The sequence below is a fragment of the Bacterioplanoides sp. SCSIO 12839 genome (assembly GCF_024397975.1).
Lineage (GTDB): Bacteria > Pseudomonadota > Gammaproteobacteria > Pseudomonadales > Oceanobacteraceae > Bacterioplanoides.
The window spans coordinates 405,227-422,500 of the sequence record NZ_CP073745.1; the positions used below are offsets into that span (position 1 = coordinate 405,227).

12 protein-coding genes (1 of these 12 running past the window's edge) are annotated in these 17,274 nt (G+C 47.6%); 8 read left to right on the forward strand and 4 right to left on the reverse strand.

What is annotated here, in order from left to right; all coding sequences use genetic code 11:
• Window positions 1–4: 4 nt before the first annotated feature.
• Entirely contained in the window at window positions 5–1,717 is a 1,713-nt protein-coding gene (locus tag KFF03_RS01975; protein WP_255858602.1) for an alkaline phosphatase, read from the forward strand.
• On the opposite strand, the gene KFF03_RS01980 is transcribed toward KFF03_RS01975, so the two are convergent.
• Window positions 1,698–2,627 carry a peptidoglycan DD-metalloendopeptidase family protein gene (locus tag KFF03_RS01980; protein ID WP_255858603.1) on the reverse strand — a complete coding sequence of 310 codons (930 nt, stop codon included), beginning with the start codon at window positions 2,625–2,627 and terminating at the stop codon, window positions 1,698–1,700. The genes KFF03_RS01975 and KFF03_RS01980 overlap by 20 nt on opposite strands.
• 578 nt (window positions 2,628–3,205) lie before the next feature.
• Between KFF03_RS01980 and KFF03_RS01985 the strand changes: the two genes are divergently transcribed.
• The gene (locus KFF03_RS01985) at window positions 3,206–5,290 is read left to right on the forward strand and encodes a TonB-dependent receptor (protein WP_255858604.1); all 2,085 of its coding nucleotides are present in this window, start codon (window positions 3,206–3,208) and stop codon (window positions 5,288–5,290) included.
• A 15-nt stretch (window positions 5,291–5,305) separates the two neighbouring features.
• Window positions 5,306–6,682, forward strand: a complete 1,377-nt coding sequence (locus tag KFF03_RS01990) for a hypothetical protein (protein WP_255858605.1) — start codon at window positions 5,306–5,308, stop codon at window positions 6,680–6,682.
• Window positions 6,683–6,788: 106 nt separating this feature from the next.
• On the opposite strand, the gene KFF03_RS01995 is transcribed toward KFF03_RS01990, so the two are convergent.
• Entirely contained in the window at window positions 6,789–8,792 is a 2,004-nt protein-coding gene (locus KFF03_RS01995) for a TonB-dependent copper receptor (protein WP_255858606.1), read from the reverse strand.
• A 174-nt stretch (window positions 8,793–8,966) separates the two neighbouring features.
• Between KFF03_RS01995 and zigA the strand changes: the two genes are divergently transcribed.
• Window positions 8,967–10,172, forward strand: a complete 1,206-nt coding sequence (gene zigA, locus KFF03_RS02000; protein WP_255858607.1) for a zinc metallochaperone GTPase ZigA — start codon at window positions 8,967–8,969, stop codon at window positions 10,170–10,172.
• Window positions 10,173–10,408: 236 nt separating this feature from the next.
• Here the strand turns inward: zigA and ilvC are convergent, their stop codons facing one another.
• Window positions 10,409–11,899, reverse strand: coding sequence for a ketol-acid reductoisomerase (gene ilvC / locus KFF03_RS02005; protein ID WP_255858608.1), 1,491 nt, complete (start codon window positions 11,897–11,899; stop codon window positions 10,409–10,411).
• A gap of 217 nt (window positions 11,900–12,116) precedes the next feature.
• On the opposite strand from ilvC, the gene KFF03_RS02010 reads away from it, so the two are divergent.
• A complete protein-coding gene (locus tag KFF03_RS02010; protein ID WP_255858609.1) occupies window positions 12,117–13,424 on the forward strand; it encodes a hypothetical protein in 1,308 nt (435 codons plus the stop codon).
• Window positions 13,425–13,495: 71 nt separating this feature from the next.
• Here the strand turns inward: KFF03_RS02010 and KFF03_RS02015 are convergent, their stop codons facing one another.
• Window positions 13,496–14,485, reverse strand: coding sequence for a hypothetical protein (locus KFF03_RS02015; protein ID WP_255858610.1), 990 nt, complete (start codon window positions 14,483–14,485; stop codon window positions 13,496–13,498).
• Between the two features lie 120 nt (window positions 14,486–14,605).
• On the opposite strand from KFF03_RS02015, the gene ilvY reads away from it, so the two are divergent.
• The 3 genes from ilvY to msrP form a co-directional block, all read left to right on the forward strand.
• On the forward strand, window positions 14,606–15,481 hold the full coding sequence (gene ilvY / locus KFF03_RS02020) for an HTH-type transcriptional activator IlvY (protein WP_255858611.1): 876 nt from the start codon (window positions 14,606–14,608) through the stop codon (window positions 15,479–15,481).
• Between the two features lie 46 nt (window positions 15,482–15,527).
• A complete protein-coding gene (pssA, locus tag KFF03_RS02025) occupies window positions 15,528–16,319 on the forward strand; it encodes a CDP-diacylglycerol--serine O-phosphatidyltransferase (RefSeq protein WP_255858612.1) in 792 nt (263 codons plus the stop codon).
• Between the two features lie 90 nt (window positions 16,320–16,409).
• Window positions 16,410–17,274, forward strand: partial view of a protein-methionine-sulfoxide reductase catalytic subunit MsrP gene (gene msrP, locus KFF03_RS02030; protein ID WP_255858613.1) — the 5' portion only. 140 nt of this gene lie beyond the right edge of the window; 865 of the gene's 1,005 nt are visible here — the first part of the coding sequence; the start codon lies at window positions 16,410–16,412; its stop codon lies off the right edge, out of view.

The following is a 17,274-nucleotide window of genomic DNA, read 5'->3' on the forward strand; positions in this document are numbered from 1 at the left end:
GTTTATGCCGCTCTCTTCTGTTTCCGTCAGCCGTCGACAATTTATGCTTACCGGTGCCGCTTCGGCGTTGTCGTATACCGCGTACAGTCGTTCTGACCGACAGCCCACTTATGCTGAACAAACGGATCATGCCGCCGATGGTTTTCCGTTTCAGCATGGAGTCGCCAGCGGTGATCCGCTGCAGAATAAGGTCATTCTCTGGACCCGGATTACGCCACCGTCTGATGAGCTGGCTATTCATTACCGCTGGCGCATTGCAAGCGATCCGGAATTCCATCAGGTAGTGAATCAGGGGCAGGGGTATACCAATGCCGAGCGTGACTTTACGGTGAAGGTAGATGCAGATCTCTTAGTGCCGGGGCAAAGTTATTATTATGTGTTTGAAGCGTTGGGCCAACGTTCGGACATTGGCCGCACCAAAACTCTGCCAGAAGGCGATGTCGATCATTTACGCATCGCCTTTACTTCCTGCTCTAACTACGCCCATGGCTACTTCAACGTTTACAAAGAAATCGCTCGGCGGGCGGATCTGGATGTGGTGTTGCACCTTGGGGATTACATTTACGAATACAGCAATCGCGAACAGAGCCTGGTTACCGGGCGTGTGCACCAGCCGCCGCATGTCACCCGCACGCTGGCTGATTATCGGCAGCGTCATGCTTGTTATAAAACCGATCGCGATCTGCAGGAAGTGCATCGCCAGCACCCGTTTATTGTGATCTGGGATGACCATGAAGTGGCAAATAATGCCTGGGGTTCGGTTTCTGATGGCAAAGGAGGCGCTGATAACCATACGCTGGATGATGGTGAATGGCGTCAGCGGTTATCGGGTGCTGTGCGTGCCTATATGGAATGGATGCCCATTCGAGAGCAGGTGGATACGCTGGGCCAATACCAGATTTATCGCCAGTTTCGTTTTGGTGACTTGTTAGACCTGAATATGCTGGATACCCGTTTGGCAGGGCGTGATCAGCAGTCGGACGATCCACAAATTCGGGATGCGGAGTCACGCACTTTGTTGGGTTATGAACAAGAGCAATGGCTGGAAGATAACTTAGCGCAGGCCCAGCAAGAGGGCGTGATCTGGAAGTTGTTAGGGCAACAGGTGATGATGGCGCAGTTCAGTATTAATCAGTCACCGCTGAATCACGATCAGTGGGATGGTTATCCGGCGGCCCGTCAGCGGCTTTTTAATGCAGTGAAACAAGCACAAGTGGATAATTTTGTGGTGCTCACCGGAGATATTCACTCCAGTTGGGCGTTAGCACTGAACGAGGATCCGTTTGCCGATCAACCCGACGACAACCTGGGGGTGGAACTGGTCACACCCGCGGTCAGCTCTCCGGGTATCGAGAGTGAGGCCCGTGCTGCCGTGGCCGCTACGTCACTTGAATCGTTATTGCCTCACCTGAACTTTGTCGATTTTTATTTCCGCGGTTATGTATTACTGGATATTAATCCTCAGCGCATACAAGCAGAGTGGTGGGTGGTTGATAACGTCGAGCGTCCGCGGTACGCCAGTGAATGTTTACGGGCGTTGGTAATTCCGGCCGGACAGGCACAGTTGTCGCCTGCACACTCTTTAACTCAGGCAAAACCCAGCGCAGCTGCAGCACCGGCTTTCTCAGAAGAATTTGCCTACTTACGGCAATGGCGGCGCGATCATGGCCGTTATCGGTTAGAGGGCGTGCTGGCAACTAACGCCGGGGTTCTTTAGTACCCACATTTTGCAGAGACATGCCTTTTTCAGGAGTAAATATTTGATTTGTGTCTGAATTAAGAAATTTAAAAGGCACTGAAATCACATTCATATTCCGATTTCGCATGACTGCAAAGTGCAGATGAGGTCCTGTTGAATAACCACTATTTCCTGATTGTGCGATTATCTGGCCCTGCACAACCTGATCTCCCTCTTTAACTCTCAGGCTACCTTCCAGTAGATGTACATAAAGACTATATGATCCATCTTCGTGTGCGATTTTTATGCTGTTGGATTTATCAAGAAAATATTTGCTTCGACCTGATAAAGCGAAGCCATCCCGTACCTGAAATACAGTACCGCCTTTTGCGGCTAAAATATTGGTTCCCATAGGCATGGCAATATCCACTGCGTATTTTGAACGGGGAGATTGGTGTGAGTACTTGCCATTAAAGCCCTGGGATATGACGAGTTGCTTGTAGTGGCTGAAAGGTAATGACCAACAACAAGGGTCATGTGGGGAGTTCATTTCACCAACAGACCATCTGTAGCGGTATTTAAGCTTATCTTTACCGCGGTAGAGGGTCTTTTCGGAGGTTTTGGCAACTACTTCACTATACAAAATTCGCCTTGGCTTACTTCTGCTCACAAGTTGAATATGGATTTCGGTGTGTAGCGGATTGTTTACTACGACGGAATATCCCCCATTATGTTTTGACTGTTTCACAGTGACAGATGGCTTTTTGGTATTACTACTTTGCAGCTCGAATGATTTGGCAGTGATCTGATTGTCTTCGGGTGGTTTGTCCCCAAAAACCCAGTTACCTGTTTTATCTTTGTATTTGTATACCTTTTGGGCGTCAGCCTGTTCTGTGATGTAGAAGGGGGATAGCCATATAAGAAAGATAATAATGGAAGATAATTTCAAGCGATTGACCCTGATACCCCGGTTTGCTGATGATTTTATCTGCCAGAACATCGCTATCCAACTGCTTTAATCGGAGTGGCTGGAGATACAGCAAAAGCGACACCTGTTGAAATCGATAGTTTTCCACGCTTTCTGTGGATAAAAGTTTGGATAACTTTGGGGTAGTTGTCGCTAGCCCGCATTACTTGGCTCCTTTTGTTAAATTGATGAAAATTTAACCGTTCTGTCATATTCGCCAGCAACTCATACCCGCTCTGGTTTTACAACTGCTTTGCGTTATTTTTTTCAACAAAATCAATCACCTGAAATCACTCATTAAAAATGGTGAAAGATGAGCAAAAGGCAAATTCAGCTGTGGATAAAAATGTGATTATCTTGCTGGTAAGCCGTGATTTAAGTTGTAGATAACTATTTCGCAACAGTGCGGAGAAAAATTTTCAGTCAGACAGGCTGAGCAATTTGAGTTTTTTATCGATAACAACTTGTCAGGAAGTGTATTGTTATAATATAACGTATTCCTTTAGAATACCGATCCCCCGATTTCTCACCCTCGGGTTATTTTTCCAATAAGGGTTGTTATGTTATATCGTCGTATTGCTGGTCTGTCTGTGATATCACTGGTCGCCTCTGTGGCGCTTCCTGCGTATTCAATCGAACTTGATACTGTTGTTGTCAGCTCTGGAGATGATTCATCGCTGGCGGATGTGGCACAGCCGGTTTTGGTTCTTGATGAACAGGACTTAGCGCAAAATCCGGGTGCTTCTCTGGGCACGTTGTTGGAACAGCAACCCGGCATCAGTAATGCCTCATTTGGCCCTGGGGTTGGTCGTCCGGTGTTACGAGGTATGAGCGGCAGCCGGGTGAAAATGATGGTGAATGGTCACGATACCGCCGACTTGTCGGCGATGAGTTCGGATCATGCCCCGATGGCGGAAGCCGCCAATGCGCATCAGGTTGAGGTGATTCAGGGGCCTGCGACTTTGATGTTTGGTGGCGGCGCCATTGGTGGTGTGGTGAATGTGCTGGATAACAAAATTGCCCGTCAGCCCCGCACCGAGCTCGAAGGCCATGTGACCGCCAGAGCCAGCAGCAATGACTCAGGGCGAGAACTCAGTGCCGAACTGAACGGTGGTAATGGCCGTTACGCCTGGCACATCGGTGGTTTTGATAAATCCTCTGACGATTACCAGGCCGCTGACTCAGAAACGGTGAACAACAGTGACACGGATGGCAAAGGGCTCAGCTTAGGTCTGAGTCGTACGGATGAAACCAAAGGGTTTATCGGTTTCAGCATTTTTCACAGTGAATATGACTACGCCGTTCCGAATGAAGAGGATGAACAAACCCGCGTTCGTCCAGAGCAAATCCGTTATGACCTTAAGTCCTCCTGGCTATCGCCGTTTTCCGGTGTTGCCAGCTGGGATAACGAACTGTCGTTTAATGATTATGAACACGACGAGCTGACCCGACCCACCGTTGAAGGCCTGTTTGATCAGGAAACCTGGGAGTACAACAGCCGTCTGCGTCATCAGGAGCTGTTCGGTTGGCAAGGCCAGCTGGGCGTTAATGTGCGCTGGCAAACCATGAAGCTTTGTCATGATCACGATGGCTGCTCTGAGATACCCGATTACAGTGATCGTCCCTGGAATGGTGGCCGTGGCAGTTTATTAAGAAATGACTTTCCGTTTGCCCACAATACGCCCATGCCCGAAGCGGAAACGCTGGATCTCGGTTATTACTTTATCGAAAAGACCCATTGGCAACATGAACAATGGGGTAACGGTAATATCGAACTGGGCGCACGGATGGATTTTCGCACCATCTCTCTGGATGAAAAAACGGTCGATCCCAGCTGGCGCCAGCATGAAGGTTATTACGATGACGTGAACTTTGCGCCGCTGACGTTATCGGCAGCAGCAACCTGGAATATTTCTTCCTCACAACGTTGGGCAATCAGTGTCGCGCGTGCTCAGCGAGCGCCGGATGCACAGGAAATGTTCTGGAATGGTGACCATCACGCGACGTTTTCTTATCAACTCGATAACCCTGACCTGGTTGAAGAAACCGCTTACACCCTTGACCTGAACTGGATTCTTACCACGCAACGTTGGTTAACCCGGGTTGCGGTTTATCGTTACGCGTTTGAAGACTACATCTATAACGATTTAAAAGCGCTGGAAAATCCTTACCACCCGGATGATGCGGTGTATCGCTATGAGCAGGCTGATGCTGAGTTTTATGGTGGTGAGGCCAGTGTTGAATACGCCCTTACTGACAGCTTTCAGGTACTGGTACAAAGCGATTATGTCTCTGCACAGTTAACTGAAGCGGTTGATGGCAATAAAAACCTGCCACGCACCCCGCCGGCAACGGCGTTATTACAGTTGGCCTGGCAGCACAATCAGTGGCAGGCCGAAGTGGAAAACCGCTGGGTGATGGCACAAAACAAAGTCGCGTCTCAGGAAACACCGGCGGCTGCTTATCAACATTTTAATGTCCGCATGAATTACAACACGCTGCTGAATTCCCGCTATGAATTGCTGTTGGGATTGCAGGTGAACAATTTGTTTGATGCACCGGGGCAGAATCACGTTTCTTATTTAAAAGAATTTGCGCCATTACCCGGGCGAAACATCAGTTTAACAACGTCGCTTAATTTTTAAGGAAAGATGATGAATATGAAATATTACGCCTTACCAGCACTGTTAACGTCGCTGGTTTTAACCGGTTGTGGCAGCGATAGCAGCAGTAATAACAACTCGGAATGTCATGATGAAAGCTGTTTTGATGTCAGTGATTCTGGTCGTCTGGTGATTTCGGATGCTGATAACGCCGCTGCCAGCGTGATTAATTTAGAGAATAATTCTGTGATGGATACCTTCTCGCTGACCAATAAAGCCAGTGCGGTTTATGCTTCTCCCGGCTACCGCTATGGTCTTGCGATTCAGCGTCAGGATGATGGTTTGGTTCAGGTGATTGACGGTGGTCAGTACCAGGAAGATCACGGTGATCATTTACACCCTTATGAACAAGACCCAAGCCTGATGTCGTTTTCTGTTGCCGGTGCTAACCCAACGCATTATGAAACCCACGATGGTCACGGTGCTATTTTCTTCGATGGTACCGCAGGCGTGGTATCGAAGGTCGTTGAATTCAGTGATGAGATGCTGGCGGCAGGTAATGTGAATGCGTTTGAGCTGGCAACGTCTCATCATGGTACGGCAGAGCCACTGGGTGAACATATTTTAGTTTCGAACAAAGGGGATTCGACATCGTCATTGCCAGAAAAAGTGGAATTGTTCCATTTCCACGAGGGTGACGGTTTTGAATCGGACGAAGTGTTTGATGCGGAATGTCCGAGTTTGCACGGCAGCTTCACCACGGAAGAAGGTACGGTGTTTGGCTGTAGCGATGGCATACTGGTGGTTGCTGAAGGTGAGAACCACGCTTTCACGGCGACCAAAATCGATAACGTTGCCGAAGTAGGTGACAGCCGTATTGGTTCTTTCTCTGGTTATGGTGAGTCACACTTTATAGCTGGCTGGGCAGGCGATAACCTGTTCGCGATTGACCTGGAAGATATGAGCATGGAGCTGGTGGACTGGAATGGTGACAGCGATGCGGAAAAGAATAATGCGCATATGGCTGCCACAGGTGAATTCTTATTAGTGCTGGATCGTACCGGTACGCTGCATATCTTATCTGGTGCCGGAGAGCATGAACATGAGCACGAGGGTGAAGACGAAGCCGCTCATGAAGAGGAAGAAGAACACGCGTTTGAAACCATGGCGAGTGTTAAGGTGATTGATACCATGCCTGCGCCGGTTCAGGGGCATGGTGGTTTGCGTCAACCGCGTGTCAGCATTACTTCGTCGCCATCGTCTGACTTTGCTTATATCGTGAATAGTGAAGCGAATGAAATGGTTGTTGTTCACCTGGAAGATGGTGAAGTGGAACAACGTATCGAGCTGAACTTTAAACCAGCCCAGGCTGCCTGGGTGGGTATCGCTGCTGCGGAACACGACCATGATGAAGACGGTCACGATCATGAGTAAATCATGAGTGGGTTTATCTTTAGCAGCTAAGCCCGCTGTTTGGGCTAATCGGAATGCCGTCTTTCTTAGCAGAAAGGCGGCATTTTTAGTGTTGATTGACGGGTGTTTAATTAAATCGCCACTGCGCTTTTAACCAAAAAGTACGGCCGGGTTCATTAATTCGGGTCGTGGTTTCGTAACCACTGATGTTGGCGCCATTGCGGGAAATATGTTCGGCATAGGTGCGGTCGAACAGGTTATCAATACCACTGCTCAGCGTCAGATCTGGCCACGGCTGGTAAGCGGCATTAACCGAAAATACTGCAAACCCGGGCGTTTTCCCTAAATCCTGCCCTACGATATTGCCCTGACCCGGTGCAACCCGGTTTTGATCCTGCACTAAGCGCAAGATGCCTCCCGTGCTCCAGTGGCTGCCTTCATAAGTTAGCCCCAAGCGGCCTTCTAATGGCGGCATTTGCCCCAGTGCTTGTTTATCGCTGTCATTTTCTCCATGTACCCAGGCCAGGGTGGTATTGCTGCTCCAGTTTTGGAGGAATGAATAACTCAGGTCAGCTTCGGTTCCCCAGGTTGTGGCTTGGATATTTCTGGCGTTGCTGGCAAAACGGTTCAGGGTTTCAATCAGAATATAGTCGTCGTGCTGCGCGTAGAATGCTGATACCGATGCCTGAATATGTTCGGATTGATAAATTGAGCCAACATCCAGTTGGGTCGTGCGCTCTGGTTTAATGTCAAAGGTACTGTCGCTGCCACGCATCATCATGGAGGTTGCCGCCGGGTTTTTCATACGCTCCCAGTAGTCCGGAGCACGTTCCGCATGACCAACACCGATATACCAGCGGTGATTAGTGTTTGGGTTGTTGTTGATGGCTTGTTCGTAACGAACAAATGCATTAGTCAGGGTGTTGTATTCTGTATCGCCGGATGTGGTCCGGCCAGCGCGCTCATCTTTTGCCTGGTCTTTATTCATTCGTAAGCCTGCATGAAAAGCGTCTTGCTCGAATTTCTGATGCCATTCTGCATACAGGCCATAATTACGGGCGCTCAGGTCTTTATTGCGTGGCTGATTTTTATAATCGACACCGCGGCGAATCGAATGCTCATCACTTTGCCAGTCTGCCCCGATGTTGAGCTCGATGTCGGCTGTGGGCGTTAAGGTTGATTGCAGCTTGGCACCGGTTACTTCTCGATCCGGATTGTTCAGCATTTTCATGCCGTTGTTTGGTCGTAATGAAAAGTTATCCATCACATGATCAACGTAGCCCTGGTAAACCCTGGCTTCAATTTCACTGACTAATGACGAAATATCTCGCACCCGATAGTTCAGGCTGTGCTGCTCGCGTTCGAACTTAACGCCGTCCATTCCACGATCACCATAGCGTGCCTCGCCATCACTGCGTGAGGTTGATAATTCAAGGTCAGTATCCATGGTTGGTGTCCAGCCGAGTGTGGCATCAACATTCCAGCGGTTATAAGCTGAGTGGACTTCATCACCGTTGCCATCCCGATAATTGTTAGCATCTGAGCGACTGCCATTGAGGCGCAGGTAGCCACTCTGGTTACCACTGATAATACTGCCAACCTGATCGTTACGGTCGGCGTTACCCAATAAGAGACTGGCATAGCCTCTGGTATCAGGCTGATGAAATTCAGGGCGCTCGCGCTTAAATAACACAGTTCCGGCCGAGCCTGCGCCAGCATGCTGAACCGATTGAGGGCCTTTTAATACAACCACTTCATCATAGGTTTCCGGATAAACATACGCTGTGGGTGGGTCCATGCGCATGCCGCATCCCCCTAATACCTGATCCCCATCTAACAGGATACCCAGGCGGGATGCCGCCATACCCCGGAAGACCGGATCACCATCGGTTCCGCCTTTACGGATGACACTAAAGCCAGGGATGTTTTTCAGCAGGTCAGCCCCATCGTGAGCGGGAATGGGTTGGCGCGGCGCTTTGGGGTCGGTTGTTACGGTCAGCACTTGCTCAGTTTGTGGTGCCGTCACGACGACAGGAGTGAGTTCGGGTGTGAGCTCGGTAGCGTTTTGAGCCTGAATCAGGCTGGCAGAAAACACGGCGGTACCCAGAACAGAAAAGCGCAACATCATCATATTCCTAAGAATTTATATTGCCCGGCAGGTTAAAAAACTTGTTGCTGGAAAGGATGTGACAGGATGTCGCACCGGAGGGACTTTCGCTGATGCAGATCAACACATTTCATGATTTTCAAGTGGATGTTATAATATAACAATAATAATGAGATAACTCAGCTTGAAGAGAATAATATGTCATCAGATGAACGCCTGCCGGTCACATTGTTGTCTGGCTTTCTGGGCGCTGGAAAAACCACGTTACTGAATCATATTCTTCATAACCGCGATGATCTGAAAGTCGCCGTGATTGTGAATGATATGAGTGAAATTAATATCGATGCGGCACAGGTTAAAAATGAAATTTCCTTTAGCCGTACCGAAGAAAAACTGGTTGAAATGAGCAATGGCTGTATTTGCTGCACCCTGCGTGAAGACCTGTTAGAAGAGGTCAGCCGTTTGGCCAAAGACCAGTGTTTTGATTATCTGGTGATTGAATCCACCGGTATTTCAGAACCCTTACCCGTGGCCGAAACCTTTACCTTTGCCGATGAACACGGCACCAGCCTGGCGGATATTGCCCGTTTAGATACCTTAGTGACTGTGGTGGATGCGTTTAATTTTTTACGAGACTTTCGTGAAGCGAAGATGCTGCAAGACACGGGTGAGTCGCTGGGTGAAGAGGATGAACGCAGTGTGGCCGATTTGCTGGTGGATCAGGTCGAGTTTTGCGACAAGCTGATCATCAATAAAACCGATCGGATTTCGGCACAAGATCTGGAAGAGTTGCAGAGCATCCTGGCATCGCTGAATCCTGAGGCCGAGCAGATTACCGCAGAATTCAGCCGTATCGATACTAAAAAAATTCTGGCAACCCATTCCTTCAGTTTTGAAAAAGCGCAACAAGCGCCGGGCTGGTTAAAAGAAATGCGTGGCGAACACGTTCCCGAAACTGAGGAGTATGGTATTGGCAGTTTTACCTATGAAGCACGCCGACCGTTTCATCCTAAAAAGTTTTTTGAATTCCTCCATCAGGATTGGCCAGATGGCAAGCTCATTCGTTCCAAGGGTTTTTTCTGGTTAGCAACCCGGCCACAGTTTGCTGGCCAATGGAATCAGGCCGGCGGCATTGCTCATCATGGCTTTGGTGGCATGTTCTGGAAAGCGGTACCAGAAGAACGCTGGCCAGATGACGAAGAGTATCTGCAATTTATTCGGGAAAAATGGGTCGAGCCATTTGGTGATATGCGCCAGGAGCTGGTGTTTATTGGCCAAAACCTTAACGCTGAAACCACGTGCGCGCAATTGGATGCCTGCTTGCTGACTGAAGACGAGTTATTAAAAGGCGCGGAATTTTGGCAAACACTGGAAGATCCATTCCCGGTTTGGGCGGAAGGCTGATGACCATTGGTATCGTATTCACACTTATATCACTGCGTGACTGAGTGGGAATCACTTCTTCTGACTTACGACCACGACCGTAACAGAGAGGAAGTGTTGGTCGGGATAATTCATTATCTCGGACAAAAAATCCCCGCCAGATAAGATCTGGCGGGGATTTTTATTTGTCTCAACTTCTTACTGAAAACGCTCAATCAGCGTTATTGAAAAAGCTGAGACAAGGCGATGTAGACAGCTTACTTAGAAGCTTCTACGATACGCTTCATATCAGTCATGTAGCCACGCAGCTCCTGACCAACCCACTCAACCGGGTGGTTACGAACCAGATCGTTAACTTCGATCAGGCGAGCGTTGTCGACAGAGTTAGACTTCAGGTCCAGGCCTTTACCGATGACATCAGTCGAGATGTGTGGCATGAACTTCTCGCGCAGCAGAGGCACTGCCGCGTGAGCGAACAGGTAGCAGCCGTATTCTGCAGTGTCAGAGATAACAACGTTCATCTCGTACAGTTTCTTACGAGCGATGGTGTTAGCAATCAGTGGAGTTTCGTGCAGAGACTCGTAGTAAGCAGACTCTTCAACGATGCCAGACTCAACCATGGTTTCGAATGCCAGCTCTACGCCCGCTTTCACCATAGCTACCAGCATTACGCCGTGATCGAAGTATTCTTGCTCATCGATTTCAACGTCAGAAGCCGGTGCTTTTTCGAAGCCGGTTTCTGCAGTTTCTTCACGCCATTTCAGCAGGTTAGCATCGCCAGCTGCCCAGTCTTCCATCATGGTCTTGGAGAAGTGACCCGTCATGATGTCGTCCTGGTGCTTACGGAACAATGGACGCATCAGCTCTTTCAGCTCTTCAGCCATGTCGAAAGCAACCAGCTTAGCTGGGTTAGACAGACGATCCATCATGTTGGTGATGCCGCCGTACTTCAGTGCTTCAGTAACAGTTTCCCAACCGTATTGGATCAGCTTGGCTGCGTAGCCTTCGTCGATACCGTCTTCAACCATTTTTTCGAAGCCCAGGATGGCGCCGGTTTGCAGCATGCCACACAGGATCGTTTGCTCACCCATCAGGTCAGACTTAACTTCAGCAACGAAAGAAGATTCCAGAACGCCAGCGCGGTCGCCGCCAGTGGCAGAAGCCCATGCTTTCGCTTGGTCGTGACCTTTACCTTCAGGATCGTTCTCTGGGTGAACAGCCATCAACGTTGGTACACCGAAGCCACGCTTGTATTCTTCACGTACTTCAGAACCTGGGCACTTAGGAGCAACCATGATTACGGTTAAGTCTTCACGGATCTGCATGCCTTCTTCAACAATGTTGAAACCGTGGGAGTAACCCAGAGTGGCACCTTGCTTCATCAGAGGCATTACTGCTTCTACAACGCTGGTGTGCTGCTTGTCTGGCGTCAGGTTACAAACCAGATCTGCAGTTGGGATCAGCTCTTCGTAAGTACCAACGGTGAAACCGTTTTCAGAAGCGTTCAGGAAAGACTGACGCTTTTCATCGATCGCTGCCTGGCGCAGAGCGTAAGAAACGTCCAGACCAGAATCGCGCATGTTCATACCCTGGTTCAGGCCCTGAGCACCACAACCAACGATAACTACTTTTTTACCTTTTAAAGCTTCACAACCGTTTGCGAATTCTTCACGGTCCATGAAACGACAACGACCCAGTTGGTCCAGCTGTTCACGCAGGTTCAGCGTGTTGAAATAGTTCTCACCCATGACAGGTTCTCCAATTAGTAGAGTGAATCCACCGGATGCTTTCCGATGAACAAAATCAAATCGGTGCGAATAATAGAAGAAGAAGGGTGTTGCGTAAAATGCTATATTTGCTAGAAGGTGTTGCATATTTTGCATTGACTGCTGGAAAGGATGTTTGCTCGTTACTTCTAGGCGGGTTATGTATAGTTATGTCAGGTGCTGCTAAAGGGAATCATTTATGGCTGATATCGTACTTCTCGGCGGAAGTAATTCTGTTTTAAAAGATGAAGACTTACAAACTCAGGCTCTTAAAGAAGGATTTGAGTCCTTACAGAAATCAAATAATGTATTGGAATTGGCACTCGGTGCCACTACGTCATTACAAAATTTATGTCAGGTTGTGAAGTATGGAGAGGTATTTGAAGACTATGACTTCGTTGTTTCGGAGTCGAATGCCAATGATATTCATGCACACAATCACGGTGGTCTGTCATTGGAGCATACATTATTGCAGATCGATGCTTATTATGAAGTGTTGTCCCAGTATGCATCAAGGGTCTTGGTTTTAATATTAGCAACCGAGCCCGCTCCTACGTTTAGAAATGTGGAGCAAATCAACCAGCGTCATATTGATAATTGTCAAAAGTATGGTTTTAAGCATTTTGACATGCAGAGCCTGGTGACCAAATATCGAGATGACTTTCCTGTTCAGCATGATGATCTTCATCCGAATAGACAGCTCATGTTAAACCTTTGGGGAAATATCATTCAACTTAACCGAATTGACTTCCCCAGTATATTAAAAAAACAACCTTCTGATTGGAGATATCAATATGTTCCAGTAGAACATTTACTGATTGGAGGTGAGGGGCTATTCGTTAAAAATAACTCTAAATTTAAGGAAAGTCTTTTGAAGGTATCTTCCAAGACTAAAATCAGTGATGAATTTATTGGTTGGGAGCTGTTAGGGGTTGCTACTTGGTCTGATTCTTTATCAAAAATGTCCATGTCAAATCAGTCTAAAAGGATTATCAAAGGTTTTAATGAATTTAATTCATTCAATGAATTAAGGGAAAGCTTTTTTATTGATGGTAATACTTATATTGACTGCTGTAATGATTTAGAGGGGGTGACAGAGTCTTCATTAAATGTTCCGCGAGAGTTTGCGTCCTTATCGGATACAAACTTAGCTGGTGTGCTTCTTCGTAAAATTGATGTCAGCTGTAAGAATGAAATAGCTGATTTTTCAGGTGAAAATATATTTAATTTTATTTGTGAAAATTTTACTAACAGCTTTTATTCTCCTGTTACGCTCGACTCCATCAGGTCACTTATCGAAATCGGAGAGTATGATCAGGCAATTCAAATATCTGTGAGGCTGAAGTCTGAAGAACTTACCAATTATATGAGAGATGTTTCTGTTGAAATTGAAAGCGAAGATTTGAAGAGTGCTTATCAGTTAATGAAGTGTGCTCATGAAAGAAGGCCAGAAGGCCCCTATATCAAGAAGAAATATGATGAAATGAGGATGCGTTTGATAGGCTAAGTTTGATCTTCTAAGATTAGAGTTTGGCTAATTGAATGCCCATACGTTATTTTTAATATGGGCATTTTAGACTATCTTACATAGTTTTTTATTAATCCACTTTTCTTAGCATTAACGATATTGAATATATCCAATAGTCTTTGTGCACTGACAGTGTCGCTCATGTTTTCTAGAACCCAACTCCTTGGTGAATAATAATCTCGCTTATAGATGTAGAGTAGATTTTTAAGGTCTTCAATATTCCTCCATCTGTTGCCGGTTTGCTTCGTGATATAAGGACATGATGAGGTTGGAAGTAACGCGGCACCATTCATAAATGAGTGGAATGGGTCCCAGCAAAATGTTGGTACGTTCATTGCCCATGCTTCAGCCAGGGCAATACCTTGGGTTTCTTTTTCTGAAACGAATACTGCAAAATCAACGGAAGCAAGTACTTTTTTGTACGTTTCCTTATTGTAGTGTCCATATTCTACCAGGGTGACGTCAATTCCTAAGGAGCGCAAAGCCTGATGTGCATTTTTAACAATGCCTGGATTGGTTTTGGCGTATAGCAAAGCGCGTTTAGGCTTTGGGGCTGTTTTGCCGTCCCAGAAGTCTGTATCAACGCCAGCAAACCATTCAAATGTTTTCATTCCAATCTCTGGTGCTGCAAAGCGCCATCCTTCTCTGGCCCATGATCCTGCCGTAAGCACGCCATCAACTTCTTTTCTGCTGAATAGAGTGTCCAGTTTGTCTAAGGTTGATAACGGATTTTCTATATCTGGTCCTGTGATCAAGTCTTTAGCTCCCATGCTATGAGTGTCTTCAATTTCAAGAATGGGGCCAGCGAGAAGGTTAAAAGTGTTATTTTGCTTTTTCCTTTTATATATCTCTCTAAGTACCATGTGATCTGAAATTACCAAGACATTTCCTTCAGGCATAAAATCTAACGGTGGTTGATATAGAAATGGTACTCCAAGTTTTTCCAGGCCTGACTTAAGCCCTGATAGCCGACTAAATTGGACGATGCCTTGAAGTTTACTGTCATCACGTGAAGGGTGGTGTGTAAAAATTTTTAACATGTCGATGGTTCTCCCTAACCAAATAGAGTATGAATATTTTCTCTCTTATAGATCATATAAAAGTAAGCTTTTATATGCCAACATAGGAGAAACTGTTATCACTTCCACTTCATTCTTCAGATGAACTACAAAGACCTTCAATCCTTTCTTAGCCTGTGCTCCCACCTTCATTTAGGCAAAGCCAGCGAAGAACTACATATGAGCCCGTCAACGCTGAGTCGTCGCTTGGCACGTATGGAAGAAGAAGTGGGCGCCACTTTATTAGTGCGTGAAACTTCACCGCTGTCGTTAACCAATGCTGGTGAGTTGTTTAAGCGTCATGCTGAAAGCACGCTCTCTGATTGGCAGCAGTTGCGGAACTCGGTATCGGGAGAGGTGAGCGACCTGCAAGGATCACTGACATTATTCTGTTCGGTAACCGCCAGCTATAGCTTCCTGGCTGATTTGCTGGCGCGTTTCCGTGAGCGTTACCCGCTGGTTGACCTGCATATTCACACGGGTGACGCGGCGGAGTCGATTCTGAAGGTTGAAAACGGAGAGGCTGATATCGTGGTCGCTGCACGGCCCGAGCAACTCAGTGAGGAATTGACGTTTAAAACCATTATGCCTTCACCGCTTCTGTTTATTGCGCCGAAAAACGCTACCACGATATCTCAATTAAACCAGGCCGAAGTCGATTGGTCGGCGGTTCCTATGGTGCTATCCGAAACCGGTTTGGCCCGAACCCGTGTGAACCACTGGTTTGCTGCGCGCGATATTACGCCCAACATCTATGCTCAGGTTTCCGGCCATGAAGCGATTGTTAGTATGGTGGCGTTAGGTGCCGGAGTTGGCGTGGTGCCCGAGCTGGTATTAAAGAACAGCCCGATGGCGGCGCGGGTGAGGGTTTTAGCGATACAGCCAGAACTCGAGCCATTTGCTGTGGGGCTATGTGCTAAAACTCAGCGCATGCAGGAACCTCTGTTGCAAGCATTGTGGAAGACAGCCGCACTGTAATACCTCATAATGAAGTGTTAATGCGATATTTTGTAATGAGTTAAGAATGAACCAAGAAGATAATAAGGTTGTTCCTTTGACTGAGACTTCCCAAGACAATCAGCCGGAAGGTGTTGATAAGCCTGCTAAGTGGCCAGGCCGAAAAGGCATTTATTTGTTGCCGAACCTGTTTACCACAGGCGCATTGTTCTCTGGCTTTTATGCGGTTGTTGCCAGTATGAACGGTCACTTTGAGAATGCGGCAATCGCCATTTTTATTGCCATGATTCTCGATGGTCTGGATGGTCGCGTAGCGCGTTTAACCAATACCCAGAGCGACTTTGGTGCTGAATACGATAGTTTGGCAGATATGGTCTCCTTTGGTGTTGCCCCTGCGTTGGTCGCCTTCAGTTGGTCAATGCAAAGTCTGGGCAAAATTGGCTGGGTGGCCGCTTTTATATATGTAGCTGGCGCTGCATTACGTTTGGCGCGTTTTAATACCCAGCTGGCGGTTGCCGATAAGAACTTCTTTACTGGCTTGGCCAGCCCAGCTGCCGCGGCGATTGTTGCAGGCACAGTTTGGGCATTCAGTGAAACCGGAGTTGCCGGATCGGATATGGCTTGGCTGATGGCCCTGATTGTGCCGGGGGCGGGTTTATTGATGGTCAGCAACTTCCGTTACCACAGCTTCAAAGGGCTGGATCTGAAAGGCAAGGTACCGTTTGTGGCCATGTTGGCCGTGGTGATGGTGTTTGTTGTGGTCTCAATTGACCCGGCTAAGATTCTGCTGGGTGCTTTTATGGCTTATGCTCTTTCAGGTCCTGTTTATGAAGGCTGGACCCGCCTGAAAAATAAATAACAGGCGCACTGAATCTTTTAGCGATAACCTGTCTAACCTTGGTATGTTAGTGGCTGATCTGGCCGCATTGCTGTTAGACAGGGTTATTGCATGATCATCAAGCGCACAAAAAAATCCGACGCTTTATCTTCGGAAATCACTTCTCATAGTAGTTATCTGAATCGCCGACAGTTTCTTGGTCAGAGTGCCGCTGTTGGTCTGGCCGCTGTGTCATTGCCAACTCAGGCAATTCAAACACACGACGCTTCCCGCAATAAAAATCGTGGCCCTGAGTGGCTGACAGGGCAGGTCGCTGCTGCGAAGGAGACGGCCTGGGGGCGGGACGAAACCCTGACGCCGTATTCCAACGTAACGCAGTACAACAACTTCTACGAGTTTGGCACCGGCAAAGAAGACCCATATCGTTACGCATCCAAGTTTAAAGCGGACCCCTGGAGTGTTGAAATTGATGGTGAGTGTGAGGTTAAAGGCACATTCACACTGGAAGATATTCTCAGTCAGGTAGATCTGGAAGAACGTATTTATCGCCTGCGCTGTGTGGAAGCGTGGTCTATGGTCATTCCATGGATTGGCTTTGAACTGTCATCTTTACTGAAGCGCTTTAAACCCCTGTCTTCTGCTAAATACGTCGAATTCACCACTTTGCACGACCCGAAACAAATGCCGGGTCAGCGTTCTGTGTTCTCAACCATAGACTGGCCGTATGTAGAAGGTCTGCGCATGGATGAGGCGATGAATCCGCTGACTCTGATGGCCGTCGGCTTGTATGGTGAAGTGTTGCCGAATCAGAACGGTGCGCCTTTCCGTTTGGTTGTGCCCTGGAAATACGGTTTCAAAAGCATCAAATCGATCGTGAAAATCCGCTTCGTTGAAGAGATGCCAAAAACCACTTGGGCAGAACTGGCTCCGAATGAATATGGCTTTTATGCCAATGTGAATCCTCAAGTGGATCACC